The organism is Chryseobacterium sp. MEBOG06 (genome assembly GCF_021869765.1).
Taxonomy (GTDB): Bacteria; Bacteroidota; Bacteroidia; order Flavobacteriales; family Weeksellaceae; genus Chryseobacterium.
This window is the reverse complement of the sequence record NZ_CP084580.1, coordinates 3474413-3493368: the sequence shown is the minus strand read 5'-3', so window position 1 is coordinate 3493368 and position 18956 is coordinate 3474413. Positions and strand designations below refer to the sequence as shown.

Annotated in this window: 16 protein-coding genes; 11 read left to right on the top strand and 5 right to left on the bottom strand. The window is 38.4% G+C overall.

From position 1 onward, the window contains the following. Positions 1 to 37: 37 nt before the first annotated feature. Entirely contained in the window at positions 38 to 622 is a 585-nt protein-coding gene (locus tag LF887_RS16060) for a Crp/Fnr family transcriptional regulator (RefSeq protein ID WP_236855265.1), read from the top strand. A gap of 182 nt (positions 623 to 804) precedes the next feature. On the opposite strand, the gene LF887_RS16055 is transcribed toward LF887_RS16060, so the two are convergent. Then, positions 805 to 1461 (bottom strand): DUF1349 domain-containing protein, encoded by a 657-nt coding sequence (locus tag LF887_RS16055; RefSeq protein WP_236855264.1) that lies wholly within the window; start codon positions 1459 to 1461, stop codon positions 805 to 807. Positions 1462 to 1609: 148 nt separating this feature from the next. Between LF887_RS16055 and LF887_RS16050 the strand changes: the two genes are divergently transcribed. From LF887_RS16050 to LF887_RS16030, 5 genes are all read left to right on the top strand, one after another. After that, positions 1610 to 2368, top strand: coding sequence for a response regulator transcription factor (locus LF887_RS16050; RefSeq protein WP_236855263.1), 759 nt, complete (start codon positions 1610 to 1612; stop codon positions 2366 to 2368). Between the two features lie 113 nt (positions 2369 to 2481). Then, positions 2482 to 3357 carry a pirin family protein gene (locus tag LF887_RS16045; RefSeq protein ID WP_236855262.1) on the top strand — a complete coding sequence of 292 codons (876 nt, stop codon included), beginning with the start codon at positions 2482 to 2484 and terminating at the stop codon, positions 3355 to 3357. Positions 3358 to 3415: 58 nt separating this feature from the next. Next, positions 3416 to 4144 (top strand): M17 family peptidase N-terminal domain-containing protein, encoded by a 729-nt coding sequence (locus LF887_RS16040; RefSeq protein WP_236855261.1) that lies wholly within the window; start codon positions 3416 to 3418, stop codon positions 4142 to 4144. Between the two features lie 90 nt (positions 4145 to 4234). Next, positions 4235 to 4660 (top strand): hypothetical protein, encoded by a 426-nt coding sequence (locus tag LF887_RS16035; RefSeq protein ID WP_236855260.1) that lies wholly within the window; start codon positions 4235 to 4237, stop codon positions 4658 to 4660. A 125-nt stretch (positions 4661 to 4785) separates the two neighbouring features. After that, positions 4786 to 6912: a type IA DNA topoisomerase gene (locus LF887_RS16030; RefSeq protein ID WP_236855259.1), complete on the top strand. Its 2127-nt coding sequence runs from the start codon at positions 4786 to 4788 to the stop codon at positions 6910 to 6912. A gap of 219 nt (positions 6913 to 7131) precedes the next feature. Here the strand turns inward: LF887_RS16030 and LF887_RS16025 are convergent, their stop codons facing one another. The 3 genes from LF887_RS16025 to LF887_RS16015 form a co-directional block, all read right to left on the bottom strand. Beyond that, positions 7132 to 9741: a TonB-dependent receptor gene (locus LF887_RS16025; RefSeq protein ID WP_236855258.1), complete on the bottom strand. Its 2610-nt coding sequence runs from the start codon at positions 9739 to 9741 to the stop codon at positions 7132 to 7134. Positions 9742 to 10375: 634 nt separating this feature from the next. After that, positions 10376 to 10801, bottom strand: coding sequence for a hypothetical protein (locus tag LF887_RS16020; protein ID WP_236855257.1), 426 nt, complete (start codon positions 10799 to 10801; stop codon positions 10376 to 10378). A gap of 19 nt (positions 10802 to 10820) precedes the next feature. After that, the gene (locus LF887_RS16015) at positions 10821 to 11690 is read right to left on the bottom strand and encodes a helix-turn-helix domain-containing protein (protein ID WP_236855256.1); all 870 of its coding nucleotides are present in this window, start codon (positions 11688 to 11690) and stop codon (positions 10821 to 10823) included. A 103-nt stretch (positions 11691 to 11793) separates the two neighbouring features. Between LF887_RS16015 and LF887_RS16010 the strand changes: the two genes are divergently transcribed. The 4 genes from LF887_RS16010 to LF887_RS15995 all read left to right on the top strand — a co-directional run bounded on the left by LF887_RS16010 (position 11794) and on the right by LF887_RS15995 (position 15787). Beyond that, positions 11794 to 13200, top strand: a complete 1407-nt coding sequence (locus tag LF887_RS16010) for an aldehyde dehydrogenase family protein (protein ID WP_236855255.1) — start codon at positions 11794 to 11796, stop codon at positions 13198 to 13200. Positions 13201 to 13218: 18 nt separating this feature from the next. Beyond that, on the top strand, positions 13219 to 14769 hold the full coding sequence (locus LF887_RS16005) for a GMC family oxidoreductase (protein WP_236855254.1): 1551 nt from the start codon (positions 13219 to 13221) through the stop codon (positions 14767 to 14769). A gap of 136 nt (positions 14770 to 14905) precedes the next feature. Next, on the top strand, positions 14906 to 15328 hold the full coding sequence (locus LF887_RS16000; protein WP_236855253.1) for a PaaI family thioesterase: 423 nt from the start codon (positions 14906 to 14908) through the stop codon (positions 15326 to 15328). A 114-nt stretch (positions 15329 to 15442) separates the two neighbouring features. Continuing rightward, complete coding sequence (locus LF887_RS15995; protein WP_236855252.1) at positions 15443 to 15787, top strand: phage holin family protein; 345 nt, start codon at positions 15443 to 15445, stop codon at positions 15785 to 15787. 105 nt (positions 15788 to 15892) lie between these two features. Here LF887_RS15995 and LF887_RS15990 read toward each other — a convergent pair whose 3' ends face one another. Continuing rightward, positions 15893 to 16759, bottom strand: coding sequence for a chitobiase/beta-hexosaminidase C-terminal domain-containing protein (locus tag LF887_RS15990; protein ID WP_236855251.1), 867 nt, complete (start codon positions 16757 to 16759; stop codon positions 15893 to 15895). Positions 16760 to 16961: 202 nt separating this feature from the next. Between LF887_RS15990 and LF887_RS15985 the strand changes: the two genes are divergently transcribed. Then, a complete protein-coding gene (locus LF887_RS15985) occupies positions 16962 to 18956 on the top strand; it encodes a S9 family peptidase (RefSeq protein WP_236855250.1) in 1995 nt (664 codons plus the stop codon).

Genomic DNA, 18956 nt, shown 5'->3' with positions numbered 1-18956 from the left:
AGTCTTTTTCCTAATTTGCAGGGATAAACTTTGATTCATGTTTGAAAATATCACCAGAAACATTACAAGATTCATCACCATTACAGAGGAAGAAGAAAAAATATTTACAGACTTACTGACCTGCCAGTCGTTTCCTAAAAAGACTGTTTTATTGAAAGAAGGGGAGATCTGCCAGTTTGAAGGATATATTCATAAAGGGTGTGTGAGAATGTATTGTCTGGATGACAGCGGTTCTGAAGTGACCTTATTATTTGCCATTGAAGACTGGTGGATCAGTGATATCGCTTCTTTTCAGGATCAGAAACCTTCTAAAGTGTATATTGAAACGCTTGAAGATTCGGAAATCTATATACTGAACCCAACAACGAAAGAAAAACTGTTAAGTGAAGTTCCGAAATTTGAAAGAGTGTTCAGAATGCTGGTACAGAGAAACCTGACAACACTTCAAAGCCGCCTGGTGAATACCATTTCAAAAACTGCTTCAGACCGGTATCTTGAATTTATCAAGGTCTATCCTTCCATTCCGCAAAGAGTGGCCCAATATTATATTGCTTCCTATCTTGGTGTTTCAAAGGAGTTTGTGAGTACCATCAGAAAGCGTCTTGCTTCAAAAGAGAAATAGGTACAACTTTTTAATAAAAGAAGTACCTACAGGAATGAAATAATTTAATCATCAATCCAAAAATCCTTAATCAACCTTTACCTGTTTATCCTTTTCCACAACCACAAGGTTTTATAGGATAAAGGCTGAGTTTACTTTAGCTGATTTTAGAGGATTATGTATCAAATTTCATATGATTGATATTATTTGTTTTTGTTGAGCCACTCCAGTCTTCTCTGATCAGGAAGGTGCTTTACCTGAAAATGTTCGAATTTTGCATTAAAACCATTCCCATCCGGACAGGCAGCCATTAAACCGACCATAACAGGAGTGTTGTCCTGAAGATGAGCATTTCTCATCATGATATAATTTTTGTCGTCGAAGGAATAGAAGATCTCAACGGCATCCAGGCGTCTGACCGCTTTGATCCAGACGGCCTGTGGTTTCTCTTTCAGTTCTATGACACTCCAGTCACTTGTGGTATGGGTAACTACGGTACTTAAATTATATTTTCCATCTACATATTCAATTCCAAATTTAATGTAATTCTGAGGGTCCGTACGAAGCATCAGTCCCATCTGGTCAAAACGGACTTTATAATCACCTGTAATTTTTACTTTGACTTCAAATTCACCACCATAGGTTGAATAATAAAACGGAGCATCATCCACCGTAAATCCATAATGTGAAATACGCCAATAGTCACTTTGCGGAGTAACAAACATGGATAATGAATTATCCTTTATTTCCCATTTTTCAGGCTCATTGAACCAATTCATCTTTTCTAAACGCTGCGCTCTGACATTGTGCAGGAATCCTGTCATGAAAGACAGTGATGCTGCTAGTAATAATTTTTTCATTAAAAAAAGTATAATATAAGCTTAGTATAAAACAGGAGGTTATTGAGTGAAACTGATCCCCTGTTTCATAGAATGATCATTAAAAAATCTATATTTACAAAGGTAATTTCCCCAAAAAAAGAATTCAATAGTTAGAAATAACCATACGATGAATATTAAAGCTAAACTTGACAAAGCATTATTAGACCAGTCTTTTGAAAACAAGGATACCTCCGGAATATGGTTAAAGTACCGGTCCGTTGCAAAAATGTATTCCGAAATTGAAAATGCCATCTGTGTGCTGACAGACCTTAAAACCAGAAGAAGCACCATTCACTATGGCGGTATGAGTTCGCTGATCGGGGATGACCGTTGTGGGGAAGAAATAGAAATATCTTCTATTTGGGAAGATGAAATACTCAGTAAAGTACATCCTGAAGATGTCAGAAAAAAGCTGGTTCTGGAACATTATTTTTTCCATTTTTTGAAAGAGGTTCCAATGGCTGAGTGGACAGATTATTATATGGCTGTTAATCTTAGAATGCGCAGTCATTCAGGAGAATATCTGACGGTTTTGCACCGTATGTTTTATGCTGTAGAAGAAGATAAGGTGAGGCTGGGGCTTTGTATTTATAATATATCCGGAAACAATGTGAATGCCCTGCTTCACGAAAATGGGGTGATTGTGAATTCCATGAATGGTGCTACGCTGTATTACAATGAATTTAAATATACCGATGTACTGTCGGCAAGGGAAAAGGAGGTGCTTTTGCTGATCGCTCATGGTAAAATGAGTAAAGAAATCGCAGAATCACTTGATATCAGCTTAAACACCGTCAACAGACACCGGCAGAATATTCTTCAGAAGCTGCAGGTAAAGAACTCCATTGAAGCTTACAGGCTGGCTAAAGCAATGGAACTGGTTTAGACAATAAAGGAAAATATTTTTTTATTAAGGTGATTTATTAAACTAGTTAAATGTGCAGCCCTTTTCATTTATCTAAATTTGTCATATCAAAAACGAACAAATAACTACTTGATATGGACAGAAAGGATTTTATAAAAAAAGGACTATTGGGAACAGGAATGTTTGTAGCATCTGCTTCTCTTGCAAAAAACATGGAAAATGAGATCGACGAGATTGAACCATTAGAACCTATCGGCTACAATCATCTTCCCAATACGGAATCAAAAATCAAAGAAAATTCTGTTATCCATAAAGCCGATTCAAGAGGAAAAGCGGATCACGGATGGTTATTAAGCCAGCACACATTCAGTTTTGCCAATTATCATAATCCTGAAAGAATGCACTTCGGAGTTCTGAGAGTGCTTAATGATGACAAAGTAGAAGGGGGAAGAGGTTTCGGTACCCATCCTCATGATAATATGGAGATTATTAGTATTCCATTGGAGGGCGATCTTGAACACAAAGACAGCATGGGCAATACAGCCATTATCAAAAGTGGAGATATACAGGTGATGAGCGCGGGAACGGGAATTATGCACAGTGAGTTCAACAGAAACAGTGATCAGTCCGTAAAATTCCTGCAAATCTGGGTATACCCGAATAAAAGAAATGTAACTCCAAGATACGACCAGATCACTCTAAACAAGACAAAAAGCCATAACCGGTTTCAGCAAATCCTATCTCCCAACGCGGATGATGAAGGGGTATGGATTCATCAGGATGCATGGTTTCATCTGGGGACTTTTGATAAAGATACAGAAACGGTTTATGAAATTAAGAAAAAAGGAAACGGGGCCTATTTCTTTATCATTAAGGGAAGCGCAGAAATTGAAGGTCAGAAAGTTGAAGAAAGAGACGGGTTCGGAGTCTGGGATATCAAAGACCTGAATATTAAAATACTGCAGGAAGATACAGAGATCCTGATCATGGAAGTTCCAATGACTTTATAAAATAAAGATCAAAAAAAGAACTTTCTGTCGGCAACAAAATAACCAGCAACAAAAAAATATGAAAACTATTCTAAGCCAATCACTAGTAATTGCAGCTTTAGTATTCTCTGCTTTAAATTTTGCACAGACAACCACTACAGCTCCTCCAAAGACCGCTGCCATAGGAACTTCCAAAAACTGGGGCTCGGTAGACGGAATCTCCATCATAGGTTGGGTACAAGGTCCTTCTTCAGCCAATACTGATCTTCAGGTAGCCTGTGTTTTTGAATATACGGAAGGTGACATCTTCAATGCTCCGGCTTTACCAGCCAGTTTAAATGGTTTGGTACACCTGGACGAAGCTTTAAAAGGTGAACTGACCAATATCAGAAAATCAGGACAGTTTCAGGGACATTCTTTGGAAACGATTTTAATAACGCCTCCCGCAGGATCAATGTCTGCAAAGAAATTATTGCTCATCGGGCTTGGTGACCGGAACAAATTCACTCCTGATCTGATGACTTCCGTAGGAGAGGTGGCAGCCCGTGAAGCAATGAGATTAGGGGTTGCCAATTTTGCTTTTGCCAGCGATCTTAAAGATGCCGGAATAGACTCTCCAACTGCCTTGATAGCCGGAAATGTAGTAAGAGGAATTGTCCATGCCAACCGTTCTGAAAACTATCTGAAAGAACATCAATTATCCACCACCAAAAAAATAGAAAAAGTATATCTGCTGTCCGGCCCTGCCTTCTTTGAAACCGCAGGCGGTGGGATCTCAGAAGCCATTGCAGAAGTGAAAAAGAAATAATGAACTTAGTTTCGTTACTATTGTTGATGGAGCCCTCTTTTTTTAAGGGGGCTTTTTGTTATATTTACTTTTTAAGAAAAAGATATGGGATTGGGACTCGAAATAAGTTTTGTATTTGATAAAGAGGAGCCTTTGTGGCAATATCTGGACTTGAGAGATCAATACCATTTTGACGGAAGAGACGGTTTAAATCTGGTTATGGCCGATGAGAGTCCGGAAGATGATGACAGATTATTGTATCAAATAGAAAGAGTCTTACATATTGACCTGAAGATATTGGATTTCTGGACTTTTTATGAAGAATATATTGATCTGGAGGTTTTAAAATCTAATCTGGTAGAATTGAAGAATGCATTGAAAAACCAACCTGATTTCTATAAAAAGATAGCGTATGGACATGATATTGAAGAGGGTTATCTGAAGGAGAAGTTTGCTGAGGATGTTAACTTTCTTATTGAAAGGCTGGATCTGAATATAATAAACGGTGCAGAAAAAGTAATGTTTGTCAGCTCATAATTATTAATATTACTGGCAGGTTTGTGATATTCGTGTGTATAACTTATCAAAGATCAACTCCCAACTAAATTAGTTAAAGTCAAAAAAAATCCCGATTTTTGCAGCCCTACAATAAACCCGAGTTCATGAAATTATGTATTGCCGAGAAACCCAGTGTTGCCAGAGATATCGCCAAAGTATTGGGCGCTACCACGCCTAAACAGGGCTATATGGAAGGGAACGGCTATTGCGTGACATGGACGTTCGGACACCTTTGTACCCTGAAAGAACCTCACGACTACGGACCTCAGTACAAATCCTGGAATTTATTTCTGCTGCCTATTATTCCAAGCAGCTTCGGTATAAAGCTGATCCCGAATAAAGGCGTTGAAAATCAGTTTAAAGTGATTGAAAGATTAGTCGAAGAATGTGATGAGGTCATTAACTGCGGGGATGCCGGGCAGGAGGGAGAATTGATCCAGCGTTGGGTACTGCAGAAGGCAAAATGCAACAAGCCTATTCAGCGTTTGTGGATTTCCTCTTTGACGGAAGAAGCAATCAAAGAAGGTTTTGCCAGTTTAAAACCCGCGGAAGATTATAAAAATCTTTATCTGGCCGGAAATGCCAGAGCTATAGGAGACTGGTTATTGGGAATAAATGCCACAAGACTTTTTACTAAAAAATTTGGTGGTAATAAAGCTGTTCTTTCCATTGGAAGAGTTCAGACGCCGACATTAGCCATGCTGGTTCAGCGTCAGAAAGAAATTGATGCTTTTAACACAGAAGAATATTGGGAACTGAAAACGAAATACCGTGACGTTATTTTCAACGCAGCGATTGACCGTTTAAAAACCCTTGACCGTGCCGAAAAAGGACTGGAATACCTTAAAGTAAATCCTTTTGAAATTGTTTCTTTTGAAATTAAAGAAGGAAAAGAGAAAAATCCAAGACTTTTTGATCTTACCGGACTTCAGGTAGAAGCCAACAAAAAATATGGGTATTCAGCTGAAAATACGCTGAATTATATACAGAGTCTTTACGAAAAGAAACACGTAACCTATCCACGTGTTGATACTACCTATCTATCGGAAAGTTTATATCCGAAAATAGGAGGGATTCTTCAGAAGATGTATCCCTATCAGGATTTGATTGCACCATTGCTGGAAGCACCGATTCCTAAATCAAAGGCTGTTTTTGATGATGCAAAAGTAACCGATCACCATGCAATTATTCCTACCGAAATTCCACCGTCTCAAAACCTGAGCAGGGAAGAAAAGCTGATCTATGATCTTATTGCCAAACGCTTTATTGCTGTTTTCTACCCGGAATGTAAAATTTCAAATACTTTGGTGGAAGGGAAAGTAGGAACCATTCCTTTCAAAACCAGTGGAAGACAGATTCTGGAACCGGGATGGAGAGCCGTTTACGCAAAAGAGCCTAAAGAAGAATCTACAGATAAAGAAAAAGAAAAGGAAGAAGAGCAGACTATTCCTGAATTTATTGTAGGAGAAACAGGGCCTCACGATCCCATGATCCATCAGGGAAAGACCACCCCGCCAAAACCTTATACGGAAGCAACCTTGCTGAGAGCAATGGAAACAGCCGGAAAACAGGTAGAAGACGAAGAACTGCGTGAAATGTTGAAGAATAACGGTATCGGAAGACCATCTACCCGTGCCAACATTATTGAGACCCTTTTCAAAAGAAAATACATCGAAAAGAAAAGGAAAAACCTGATCGCTACCCAAACAGGAATCCAGCTTATTGATACTATTGAAGATGAGCTTTTAAAGAGCCCGGAACTTACAGGAGAATGGGAATCTAAACTTCGCAGAATTGAAAAAGGAGAGTATGAAGCCAATCTTTTTAAAGAGGAGCTGATCCAAATGGTGACAGAGCTTACTGATAAAGTAGTGTATGGGAAAGGAAAAGTGATCACCCTTCAGGAAGAAGAAAAAGAAGTGGTGAAGGAAAAGAAAAAAAGAGAACCCGCACAGAAAAAAGAACTTCAGTCCTGGGAAGAAACAAAATGTCCGAAATGCAAAGAGCATAACCTGATCAAAGGTAAAACCGCTGTGGGCTGTTCCGATTTTAAAAACTGTGGCTTTAAAATCACTTTTGATATTTTCGGTAAAAAACTGTCTGATAAACAGCTTTTAGATTTGGTTTTAAAAGGAAAAACTTCAAAACTGAAAGGATTCAGCACCCATTCGGAAAGCATAACAGAAGGAGTATTGTCATTAACTGATGATTTTCAGGTACTGCTTTCGTAATGTTTTGACTCTAAAATCTGCTAAATAAGGAAGAGATTGTCATATCTAAATTCATTTGTCCATCACAGCTAATCATTGATACAGAAGAGTTTTTAAATGCCTAAGATATTGAAGTTTTAAACATTGTACATATAAAATATGAGTTGATACATTAGATCAACATAAGAAAACCCGCCATGAAAGGCGGGTTTGATTGTTTCAGTACTTATATGGATTCTATCAGAATCTCAACGTGGCTGCAATAGACCAGGTTCTTCCAAAGCCTAAAAATCCTGTATTCCCATCAGCAATTCCCTGATAGACTCTACCTGCGTCCTGGTATGTTCTTCCTGCATCCGGACCACTGGCAATCTTATCACTGGTGAAAATATTAGAACTTAGCTCAGAAATATAATATTTATTGAATAAATTGTAGACGTTAGCTCTTAATGTTAAAGATTTTTTCGCGTCAATCGTGAATTTATAAGTAGCACCTACATCAAATAAATGATAGCTTGGCAATCTTACAATCCCTTTTTCTCTTGCTGCTTCAGTAAGGAAGTTGATCGGGTTGAATTGTGCATATAGTTTGTCATAATATTCCCAGTTGGCATCAATGCTGAAAGCTTTGGTAATATTGTAGTCAGCACCAATGCTTGCTGTTGTTTGTGCAGCATCTCCTACCTTCAGATCCTTAATGTTGATCATTCCCGTTGCTCCGGAAACCTCCTGATTGTTCTGAATATCAATGATGTTGAAATTTGCATTTCCTTTGTATTTCCAGTTTCCTAATGATACCATCCCTCTAAGCCTAAGGTTAGTAAGAGGTCTTGCTTTTGCTTCCAGCTCAATTCCCTGGTGAACCTGCCCTACATTCAGAGCATTGTAGAAATAAGCATTACCAAGTTTTAATTGGGAGAAGTTGGCAATATCTGCTGGAGTAGCATTGAATGTTCTTGAAATAAACCTGTCATCCCATTGTGTCCTGTAGGCGTTGACATTAATATCCAGATAACGCGATTTGAAACCATATCCCAGCTCCAGAGAGAAGATTCTCTCATTCTTTGCATCATTGTAGATGTTTTGGTTAGATGGAAATAACGCATTGAATAACGGCTGTCTTGAAATAACACCAGTATTGAAAAATACATTATGATGCTCGTCTATATTATAATTGGCACCACCCTTTACAATATAACCTGTTTTATGATACCATTTGGTTTCCTGGTTTCCAGGAGTATACAGCATATAGTCTCTTCTCTTGTAATATTGCTCGGAAACTGATCCCTGAACGGATGCACTTAATTTTTCAGAGCTATATTCAACCATTCCATAGATACCGGCCCATTTTACTAAACCTTCATTATAGATTGATACTTTCTGTGCATTATTGAGCTTCGTGAGAGGTTCCGGTTTTACGGTACGGTCTATATAATAACCCTTTGGAGCATTTACCGTATTAGGTACAAATAATGCATCTGAGCCCAGCATATCAGTAACGATGTCATAAAGAGCTCCTTTGTATGTTTTAAGGTCAATACCTCCGTTAAAGGTCCAGTTATTTTTTTTGTAATTAAGATCTGCAATTACTCCATACCAGTCATGAGAATTGATGCTTTGTTTTCTCACGATACCATTGGTACCGTTCAGAGTAGCTACATATTGTCCGTTGTAGTCACCAGGAGAACCTGCAGGAGCAGTAAAGGTTGATTTCTGGAAAGTATTTCCGTTATAATCTGTTACCATACCTCCTCTGTTATAACGGTAGATCATATCCCAGTTGATAGTTCCGTCTCCACCCGCACCATAATTCATGAAGTTCATGGTTTGTCCGCTGGCATTTTTAATGGAACCATTAAGTCCCGTACCACCGCCGCCACGTCCCCATGAGCCATAAACAACTGTGGATAGTTTCAGATTATCATTAATATTCCAGTCCCAGTTCAATGAGGCAATAGGCTTATGATAGAAGTTGGGGGCTAAATTGAATTCAGAACCATTCAGCATTCCTGTTTGTGGATTGTATCTTCTTCCGTAGCTGTCAAGCTGGCGTAAAGTGGCTACATTAGCTCCGGTTGCAGAAGATCTTCTTGTATCGTGTACCTGTGGTGCTCCGGTTGCAATCAAATTGAATGCATGCTTCTCATTCGGCTTAAATCCTGTAGAGAAAAACCATGAATATCCTTCTCCTTTGGTTCCGTTAATATAACCGTCACCCTGCCAGCGGGATAGTAATACCGTTGTTCCCCATTTGTTTTTTAACCCTGAAGAATACATTGCTGATAGTCTGGAGTAATTGTCGTTGCCCACTTCTCCTTTTATCATTGCTTTTTGCTCAGAATCGGTAGCTTTGGTTACAATATTGATGGTTCCCCCTACAGACGGAACTACAAATTTAGAGGCTCCCAAACCTCTTTGAATCTGAATAGAGCTCGCAATATCTGCTAACCCGGTCCAGTTAGACCAATATACAGTACCTCCCTGCATATCGTTAACAGGCTGTCCGTTGATGATCACCGCAATATTGGCGCCATCAAAACCTCTCATGTTAATTCTGCTGTCTCCAAATCCGCCACCTACTTTGGTAACGTACACGGATGGAGTAGACTTCATAATTTCTGGGAACTCTCTATTTCCCAATTTCTCCTGAATTTCAGCTGCCTTAATGTTGGAAACTGCAACAGGGGTTTTTCTTTCTTTGGCGGTCTGGGAAAGGTTTCTTCCCACTAACATCACCTCATCAATGGATTTAGACTTTTCTAATGAATCCTTCGTACTCTGCCCGTAATATAAGGCTGCCGTTGGTAATACAAGCGCTATGAATAGTCGCTTTTTGAAAGTAATGCTCATGAAATAAACTAGCGTTTTTGATTTTAAGGCTGCAAAGATGGATATTTATTTTTGAATAGAGTATTAAATCTTTTTGAAGTGACTTAACAAACAATGTAATCAATGGATAATACAGCGTTTTTTCAACTATATTAATTTATTTTAATCTATTCATTTAGATGCTATTGTGTCGGTAAATTAATAAAAAAACAAAGCATTAAAACTGATGAAATTTATTTTACAGGTATAGTTATCCCATTTTCTCAACCACATAGGATAATGAATTTGCGATGCCTGTGTGTCCAGCTTTAGAATTTCAGAAAAGGCTCTTTACAATTCTTTTGATTAATGTATTCCTATGTTTTCTCTCAGATCATAGATAATACAATAACTATTTCGAATGTTTGTCAGTAGGTGCTTGTGATGATATGCAAGATCTACATGATTATTCATGTGAATGCGTTCCAAATAAGAAATAAATTTTAATCCCTCAGTTAGAGTGATTTTTATGTCTTTTAATAATTGCTTTCTCCGGATTGAGCGTATGGCATTCAGGTTTTAGTGAAGACTTACCTTGATCTTAGAGTTCCTTTTTAGGATATAATTTGCGTACTTGTGCTTAGCCAATTATTAAAAAAGTTGAAATAGATTCAATTTACCGGAACAATTTATCATACCATCTGTCAATATCTGTTTTGATATCTTCATGGTATTTACATAAAATGATAGCCAGTTCCAGTTCTGACCTTTCAGATTTATAGGTATTTAGAGTAAGATATCCATAGAAGTTGCCATCCTGATCAACAATAGCGGGAGGGTAGGACGCATAGCTGCTCCATGGCGAATAAGTGCTGTAAGAGCTTCCATAATTTCCATAAGAATTCCAGATCGATTTTGAACTGAATGCATTCCCATAATCACTATACTTGTTCCAGACTGAGTTTTTATCAAAAGTATCACAATTTAAACATCCCAAATATTGATTCTGATCAGCGCCTCCATACAAATGAAGGGTTTGTGCCTGAAAAAGGCAGCATACCAGAAAGCTTACAATCGTGAAAACTTTTTTGATGTTCATCATGAAGGCTTCTTTTACAGATTTAATTTATTTTGAATTTTTTCGGAGATTTTCCGGTGATCTGAGTGAATTTTCTGTAAAAATATTCCAGCGTATTAAATCCGGATTCGAAACATATATTTTTAATCCCAATTTCCGGGTTACTGATCAATAACTGCTTAGCATGTTCTATTCTTAATTGAATAATATATTCTACAGGAGTACAGTTGTAAGAATGTTTAAACTTTTTAAACAGATTCGCTTCGCTCATTCCTGCAACCCCGGCCAGCTTTTTTATCGTAATAGGTTCTTTGTAGTTCTGTTTGATGTAATGAACCACCTCCTGAAGTCCGTTTTGCATATTTTCAGCTTTATCAGTTTGCAGCAGAATATGTTTGGCATTGGTCTTCATCAGTTCATAGATCAGTTCTTTAAGGCTTAAGCTTAAAAGAAAATCTGATGTTCTGGAGATACTTTCGTCTATTCTTCTGTTATAAAGATTCGTAAGGCTTCTCCATAAAGACTCATCCGAACTTACAAATTTTTTCACTGCATTCTCTTTCATCATAATTCCTGTTCTGTCCCAGTCAGGATGCCAGCTCTCAATAACTTCAGAAAAAACACTGTCAATATACTCCTGCTCTATATCCAATACCAGACACTTCGTAGGCTCCCGGAAAACAGGATGGATGTCTATGCTCAGCTCTTTATTGCAGGGCGGAATAAACACACTTCTCTCATTAAACTCAAAAGTTTCTTCCTCACTTCGAATAATCTTATTACCACTCAGCATAAGAGTGATCACAGGTTTTTCAAAAAAGAAAGGGAAATCATGGCATACTACGTTCGTTTCGAATACATTCAATTCTCCGAAAGGAATACTGAAAACAGTTCTTTCTTCGATCTTTTCCATTATAGCATAGAGTTTAGGTTAAAAAATATAGAGAATAAGCAAATGATTTATATCATGTTTTCGTCATTTTCGGGGTATGTAAAATACAAAATTATTTAGAACAATGGAAAATACATCATTCATAGAAAAAGCCAATACCGTAGATACTGCTTTTTTATCCTTAAACCCCTCTACTTTAGAGGTTATTGGTGAAGTTGCCAATACTTCCGTGGAAGAGATAGAAGCCAAAATCGGAAAAGCAAAAAAAGCCCAAAAGCTATGGTCAGCAAGGCCAGATGAGGAAAGAAAGGAAATCTTACTGAAAGTGGCGGAAGCCTTACAAAACAATTCAAAACATCTTGCAGAATGGATCACACGAGAACAGGGGAAACCTCTCAGCGGTCCGGGAGCCAATTTTGAAATGCAGGCTTGTGTAGGCTGGACGCAGGTTCCGGCCTCTCTGGATTTACCGGAAGAAATTGTTTTTGAAGACGAAACCAGAAAAGACATTCTATACAGAAACCCAATTGGCGTTGTAGCAGCCATTGCTCCATGGAACTGGCCCTTGATGATTGCGATCTGGCAGATCATTCCGTCTCTGAGAATGGGGAATGCCGTGATTATAAAACCCTCAGAATATACAACGTTCTGCAGTCTGGAAATGATCAGAGTGATCAATACTGTACTTCCGGAAGATTTATTACAGGTCGTTACCGGCAGAGGTGAAGTGGGAGGTTACCTTACCTCACATCCGGAAATCGGAAAAATAATGTTTACAGGCTCTATTGCCACAGGGAAAAAAGTAATTGAAGCTTCTGCTAAAAATATGGCACGCTTAACACTGGAGTGCGGCGGGAATGATGCAGGAATTATTGTACCGGGACTTGATGTGGCAAAGCATATAGAAAATCTTTTCTGGGGTGCCTTTCTAAATATGGGCCAGACTTGTGCCTGCCTGAAAAGACTCTATGTACATCAAGATGACTATGAAAAAGTCGTGAATGCACTGGCGGAATATTCTTCTCATATTCCAATGGGGAACGGAGCAGAGGAAACTTCTGTTTTGGGGCCTATACAGAATAAAATGCAGTACGATAAAATCCATGATCTTATCCTTGATTCCGAAAACATAGGGGCAGATTTCCTATTTAAGGGACAGAAGCCGGATCTGGAGGGGTATTTCATTCCGGTAACCCTTGTTGGAAATGTTGATAATGGTGATAGAATCGTAGATGAAGAGCAATTCGGGCCGGTTCTGCCAATTATTAAATACAAAACGCTAGAAGAAGCGATCAGTAAAGCTAATGATTCGGAAAATGGATTGGGGGCCTCAGTATGGAGCGATGATCTTGACCAGGCACAGAAAGTGGCTGCTCAACTGGAAGCAGGAACGGTGTGGATCAATCAGCACGGTGCTATTAACCCTTTTGTTCCATTTGGGGGTGCAAAAAAATCCGGTTATGGCGTAGAATTCGGAATCGAAGGCTTAAAAGCGGTAACGGTTCCTAAAGTAATCAGTATCAAAAAGTAACAAATCAAATTAAAACTCATGAAATACGATTTTATAGTTGTCGGATCCGGTTCGGCAGGAGCTGTAGTAGCCAATAGATTAAGTGAAAATGAAAATATAAATGTACTCCTGTTGGAAGCAGGACCGGATGATCAGGTTTCTGAAGTTCAGGACCAGTCAGGCTGGCCTGCCATATGGAATACCGAAAGAGACTGGGCCTATCAAACCGTTGCGCAGGAAAGTGCGGGAGGAAATTCCCGGTATTGGCCTCGCGGTAAAACATTGGGAGGTTCAAGCTCTATCAATGGAATGATCTATATCAGAGGCCACCAGCAGGATTATGACCACTGGGCCTATAACGGATGTGTGGGCTGGGACTGGGAAAGTGTTTTGCCTTATTTTAAAAAATCAGAAACTCATGAAGACGGTGAAGATCAGGTGCATGGAGGGGAAGGACCGCTTTTTGTAAGCCGTATCAAGCATCCGAACGCAATTTCAATAAGTGCGATCGAAGCCTGTAAAGAACTGGGATACCCTTTAACAGATGATTTTAATAAAGAAATCTGGGGAGCGGGGCTTAATCATCTGAGCGTAGGAAAAGACGGCAAAAGATGCTCTACAGCAAAAGCATTTTTAGATCCTGTTAAATCCCGCCCGAATTTGGATATTCAAACCAATGCCATGGGGCAAAAGTTATTGTTTGAAGGAAACCAGTGTGTAGGAATTCAGTACCTAAGAAATGGAGAAGTACTGGAAGCAAGAGCAGATAAAGAAGTCATTGTATCCTGTGGAACTATAGAATCTGCCAAACTTCTGATGATTTCAGGGATTGGAGATAAAGAAGAGCTGGAATCAGTGGGTATTTCAGTAATAAAGGATTTGAAGGGAGTAGGTAAAAATCTTCAGGATCACCTTTTGACGAGCGTTATTTTTAAAGCTAAAAAAGAAATTCCAGCTCCGGAAGCCAATTTGCTGGAAGCACAGCTATTCTGGAAAAGCAGAGAAGAAATGGTTTTCCCTGATCTGCAGCCTTTGTTTATGGGACTTCCTTATTACAGTCCCGGATTCACAGGTCCTGAAAATGCGTTTACTTTCTGTGCCGGATTTATCAGACCTGCCAGTAAGGGATATATTAAACTGACCTCTTCCGATTCTTCTGCACCGCCGGAAATTAATCCGATGTATCTTTCTGAAGAATCCGATCTTGAAGCCCTTTACCGCTGTGTAGAAATCTGTCGTGAAATGGGAAGGACAGAAGCGATGAAAGAATGGAATGACGGTGAAATTTATCCGGGGGAAGGTAAAACCAAAGAAGAAGTGATTGATTATATCAAAAAATCATGTTCTACCTATCATCATATGACCGGAACCTGTAAAATGGGTATAGACAGCCATTCCGTGGTTGATCCCAGGTTAAAAGTATATGGTGTAAAAGGACTCCGCGTAGCAGATGCTTCCATTATGCCGGATGTAGTTTCCGGAAATACCAATGCCCCTGCAATTATGATTGGAGAAAAAGCTGCTGATATGATTAAGGAAGATTATCATCTGAAAACTTCAACCGCCTCTGAAGAGTTATTGTTAGTTTGAGATAGCGTGTGAAAACGCAGATGAAGAGCCGTTTCCGTGACTTGTGAAACGGCTCTTTTGTATAATTTTTGCTTATATTTCCAAATATAATTGAGTGAAAATACTATAGCACTTACCTTTGTTTAAAAATAAATTCATGACACCAGAAAAAATAAAACTCATTACAGACAGCTTTGAACGCTCAGAAACCCTGAAGTTCTATAAAGCAGAATTACTGGAAGTAGAAACGGATTTTATCTCCATGAAAATTCCCAAAATGGAACTGATGACCCGAAAAGCAGGGATGTTCAATGGAGCTATGATTGCATCATTGGTGGATGTTTCTTCCGGATATGCCGCAGTAAGCCACTATCCCGAAGACTGTTATGTAGTAACCGTGGAGCTGAAAGTAAATTACCTCCGCCCTGCAATAGGAGATGCTCTTATTTCCAGATCGTATGTCATAAAAGGTGGAGCAAAGATCAGTGTAATAAGGACAGAAATTTATGTTTTGGATGAAAAAACATCTTCAGAAAGTCATGTTGCTACTTCTCTGGTTACAATGATGAAAATAAAATAAAGTCATGGTATTACCGAACAAATATCCATGAATAAAGGGTTTTGTGAAAAAAAAAATATTGAAATGGAATGGCTTTTGCTCAATAACCCCCATAAACATTAAAAAATTAACGAAATGAACTTAATTATCAGATTGTTTGTGACAGCCATAGTTGCATACCTTTTAACCAAAATTTTACCGGGAGTACATTTTGAAGCATTCTCTTCAGCAATCATTTTTGCCATTGTATTAGGGGTCCTGAATATATTTGTGAAACCTGTTTTAAGTCTTTTCGGACTTCCATTGACGATTATCACCTTAGGATTCTTTGCATTGGTGATCAATGCTGCGATTGTTCTGATTGCAGACTACTTCATAGACAGTATGGTTGTGGATGGCTTCTGGTGGGCATTTATCTTTAGTATACTATTATCTCTTGTCACTTCTCTGGCCAACTCAATGTTTTCAGATGGAGATTAGAAAAAAATAAATAATATTTTAAAAAGAAAGAGTTCTGTACTGTACAGAACTCTTTCTTTTTTATTAAATATAATCCTTCATTGCTGTAATAATGGATGTATTCTTTTATTTCTTAATGAATTTCAGTAAAACCAAATCGCCCTGTGCATCTTTAAGTTTTAGGAAATAATTTCCTGAAATAAGATGATTGATAGAAATTTCTTTTGTAAACTGATCCTTTGATACTGTTTTTCCGTTAACATCTATAATCTCGTATTCCTGGAAAGGCCTGTCTGTATTTACTTTTAAAATATCTGAAACAGGATTTGGATAAACCTTGATCAAAACATCTTTACCTTTGGGTAGAATTTCCTTACTTCCTAAAAACAAGCATGAAGGCGGAGTAGAGATAATTCCATCCGTAAAATCATAGTACAAAGTACTTCCCGCCGGGATCATACCGGTACTGATCGCTTGAGGAAAATTTTCATAAGGGAAGCAGTTATTAAAACTTACATTGGCATTTTCAAAATTTCTGTTGATCTTGTACCAGCCTTCGCATCCTGCAGGCTGCATTGTCACTCCCGGCCAAAAAGCATCTATTACAAATCCGTTAATTGAATTTGGGTTAACCATATCAATCATTACACAGCTTCCGGATGTCCATGTAGTAGGAGCTTTAAAATAAATATCAGCAGTAGGAATACTTCCGGTATAATATTTTTTACTGATTACAGCTGAAGATGCCCCCTGTCCGTTAACGAGAAATGCCTTGATCTCTTTATTCTGGTTAATAGGAATTTCCACACTGTTGGTTGCCGAACTTGAACTTAGTGTTGGTGTGCTTCCGTCAGTAGTATAATAAATCGTTCCGTTTCCCGTAATAGTGGCCTGATAAGAAGTATTATAATGATTGGCATAAGGACTTATCGTTATCTGCGAAAAAAACAATGATGATAAAAAGAATGACGCAAGAAGAGAGATTTTTTTCATGAAAATGGGTATTAGTTTAGTTTTTATAAAATTATAAAAATTTACCAGAGCATAAATCATTTATTTCATTTTTAGAAAACTTAAATGTTAATTCTTTCGTTCATTTTATTTTAATAGTTAACTTTGGCAATCTTTGAATTTAATAAAAGGATTTATGAAATCACTCGCATCTCATAGCTCCGTTAAAAATGAATAGCAACATATGAAACTTAAGTACAGTCTGCTGGCTCTGGCAGCTCCGCTTTTAATGAACGCACAACAACTAATGACGCCTGAAATTCTTTGGACTTTGAAAAAAGTAGGAGTACAGGCAGTTTCACCGGATCAGGCTTCCCTTATTTATAAAGTTGGACAGGTAGATCTGAAAACAGAGAAAACAAAAAGTGAGAACTATTTTCTAAATGTTCTTAATAATCAGTCCTCTAAAATCGATTTCGGCAAAAAAGCGCTGATTCAGTGGGATAAGAACGGTATTTATGCGCAGGAAGGGGACAAGATCTATCTTTCTAAAGATACCGGAAAAACCTGGACAGAATTTTATACAATCGGAGAAGCTGACAATATCGTTATCTCTCCGGATGGTAAAAAAATAGCGTTCAGCAAGCAGGTTTTGGTAGAAAAATTAATGGGAAAAGATAAATATGCTGATACTCCTAAAACCACTGCTCAGGTATATACAGATCTGAACCACAGACATTGGGATTACTACAACGAAGGAAAATACAACCATGTATTTGTAGTGAATATTTCCGATAAAGCAGATGCAGCCAAGGATCTTTTGGAAGGAAAAACATGGGATTCACCTCAGAGACCTTTCGGGGGTGCTGAAGATTTTATCTGGAGCCCGGATTCTGCACAGCTTTTATACGTTACAAAACCTAAAAGCGGTAAAGAATACTCAACCAGTACAAATACAGACATCTTTGCTTATGATATGGCTTCAGGAACTACTAAAAACCTGACAGAATCAAACAAAGGCTATGATGTTAACCCTAAGTTCAGCCCGGATGGGAAATCTTTGGTGTGGCAAAGTATGGCAAGAGACGGCTATGAGGCGGATAAAAATGATGTGAAAATCATGGATTGGAAGTCTGGGAAAACAACAAATCTTACTTCCGCCTGGGATGAAAGTGTTTCAGGAGATGTTCTTTGGGGAGCAGATTCAAAAACAATCTACTTCACTGCTGCATACAGAGGAACAAAACAACTTTTCTCTTTAGATTCAAAATCTTCAAAAGTACAGCAGATTACCAAAGGAGACTTTGACGTTAATGAAATCTTTACAGATAATAAATCTTCCCTTGTAGTAGGAAGAACAGATGTAAACCATGCTACAGAACTATTCTCTGTGAACCTTAAAAATGGAGAAATGAAGCAGGTGACCGAAGCTAACAAAGATGCTTATGCTAAATTAGCCCAGGGGAAATCTGAACTGAAAATGGTAAAAACCTCAGACGGGAAAGAAATGGGAGTATGGTTCCACTATCCGCCCAACTTTGATCCGAACAAAAAATATCCTACGTTGGTATACTGCCAGGGAGGTCCACAGTCTGCACTGACACAATACTTCAGCGTAAGATGGAACTTTGCCCTGATGACCGCAAACGGTTATATCGTAGTAGCTCCAAACAGAAGAGGTATGCCGGGATGGGGTACGAAATGGAATGAAGATATTTCTAAAGACTGGGGAGGGCAGCCAATGAGAGATTATCTATCTGCAACAGATTATGCTAAAACATTACCATACGTAGATGGAGAAAGAGTAGCTGCTGTAGGAGCAAGTTATGGAGGATACAGCGTATTTATGCTGGCAGGAATTCATGAAAACAGATTCAAAACATTCATTGCACACGACGGATTATTTGATATGAAATCGTGGTACCTTACTACAGAAGAACTTTGGTTTGCCAACTGGGATCTAGGTTCACCGTGGGAAAAACCATTGCCCAAAGCATATACAGAATTTAACCCAAGTAACTTCGTAGAAAAGTGGAATAAGCCGATTATGATCGTTCAGGGAGGAATAGATTTCCGTGTACCGTACGAACAGGGGCAGGAAGCTTTTCAGGCTGCAATACTAAAAGGACTGAAATCTAAACTGGTGTATTTCCCGAACGAAAATCACTGGGTACTTCATCCACAAAACGGATTAGTATGGCAGAGAGAATTCTTCGATTGGCTGAAGGAAACACTTTAA

What these genes read in the sequence shown, in the direction of transcription:
- LF887_RS16020 (WP_236855257.1), bottom strand. Translation starts at nt 10,801, where the DNA reads ATGATGAACATCAAAAAAGTTTTCACGATTGTAAGCTTTCTGGTATGC.
- LF887_RS16015 (WP_236855256.1), bottom strand. Translation starts at nt 11,690, where the DNA reads ATGGAAAAGATCGAAGAAAGAACTGTTTTCAGTATTCCTTTCGGAGAA.
- LF887_RS16045 (WP_236855262.1), top strand. Translation starts at nt 2,482, where the DNA reads ATGGACAGAAAGGATTTTATAAAAAAAGGACTATTGGGAACAGGAATG.
- LF887_RS16025 (WP_236855258.1), bottom strand. Translation starts at nt 9,741, where the DNA reads ATGAGCATTACTTTCAAAAAGCGACTATTCATAGCGCTTGTATTACCA.
- LF887_RS15995 (WP_236855252.1), top strand. Translation starts at nt 15,443, where the DNA reads ATGAACTTAATTATCAGATTGTTTGTGACAGCCATAGTTGCATACCTT.
- LF887_RS16010 (WP_236855255.1), top strand. Translation starts at nt 11,794, where the DNA reads ATGGAAAATACATCATTCATAGAAAAAGCCAATACCGTAGATACTGCT.
- LF887_RS16060 (WP_236855265.1), top strand. Translation starts at nt 38, where the DNA reads ATGTTTGAAAATATCACCAGAAACATTACAAGATTCATCACCATTACA.
- LF887_RS16050 (WP_236855263.1), top strand. Translation starts at nt 1,610, where the DNA reads ATGAATATTAAAGCTAAACTTGACAAAGCATTATTAGACCAGTCTTTT.
- LF887_RS16000 (WP_236855253.1), top strand. Translation starts at nt 14,906, where the DNA reads ATGACACCAGAAAAAATAAAACTCATTACAGACAGCTTTGAACGCTCA.
- LF887_RS16005 (WP_236855254.1), top strand. Translation starts at nt 13,219, where the DNA reads ATGAAATACGATTTTATAGTTGTCGGATCCGGTTCGGCAGGAGCTGTA.
- LF887_RS16055 (WP_236855264.1), bottom strand. Translation starts at nt 1,461, where the DNA reads ATGAAAAAATTATTACTAGCAGCATCACTGTCTTTCATGACAGGATTC.
- LF887_RS15990 (WP_236855251.1), bottom strand. Translation starts at nt 16,759, where the DNA reads ATGAAAAAAATCTCTCTTCTTGCGTCATTCTTTTTATCATCATTGTTT.
- LF887_RS15985 (WP_236855250.1), top strand. Translation starts at nt 16,962, where the DNA reads ATGAAACTTAAGTACAGTCTGCTGGCTCTGGCAGCTCCGCTTTTAATG.
- LF887_RS16030 (WP_236855259.1), top strand. Translation starts at nt 4,786, where the DNA reads ATGAAATTATGTATTGCCGAGAAACCCAGTGTTGCCAGAGATATCGCC.
- LF887_RS16040 (WP_236855261.1), top strand. Translation starts at nt 3,416, where the DNA reads ATGAAAACTATTCTAAGCCAATCACTAGTAATTGCAGCTTTAGTATTC.